The sequence below is a fragment of the Curtobacterium sp. P97 genome (assembly GCF_023712445.1).
Taxonomy (GTDB): domain Bacteria; phylum Actinomycetota; class Actinomycetes; order Actinomycetales; family Microbacteriaceae; genus Curtobacterium.
The window spans coordinates 1-473 of record NZ_JAMAYF010000077.1 but is presented as its reverse complement, the minus strand read 5'-3'; the positions used below and the strand labels follow the sequence as shown (position 1 = coordinate 473).

Sequence of the window (473 nt, the reverse complement as noted above, 5' to 3'; positions counted from 1 at the left end):
GAGCGGTGGTGGTGGCGGCGGGCACGGCCGGGGCGTCGGCGGCCACCGGGACGACCGGGACGGCGGGCGCCGTGGCGTCGGCGGCCGCGGCGACCGGCGGCACGACCACGGTGGCGGGCTGCCCCGACGACACCGTGGCCAGCGGGTCGTAGAAGACGACGGAGCCGGTGGTCGACACCCCGCGGCCGGTGACCGCCGGCGTCGCCCGGGGGGCGAACCGGACCACCACGTCGTCGGGCAGCTGATCGCCGTCCGCGGTCGGCGTGCCCAGGTCCGGGGCGGTGACCGGGTCGGCGCCCCAGCCGTGCACGACGGCGTCCGCGCCGGTGGGCAGGGCGAGGACACCGGAGCTGGGGGGCAGCACCTGGGTCAGGGTGTAGGCCTCCCCGGGGAGGACCGCCAGGGTGGTGCCGTCGTCGGGGTCGTCGGAGGGGTCCGCAGCGAAGATGCAGATGCCCGAGGCGACCGTGGTG

The 473-nt window shown here is 78.6% G+C and carries 1 protein-coding gene; it reads right to left on the bottom strand.

Annotation, left to right across the window (positions count from 1 at the left end):
* The coding region (locus M3677_RS17015; RefSeq protein ID WP_251161136.1) for a hypothetical protein at nucleotides 1-473 on the bottom strand (473 nt) is incomplete at both ends.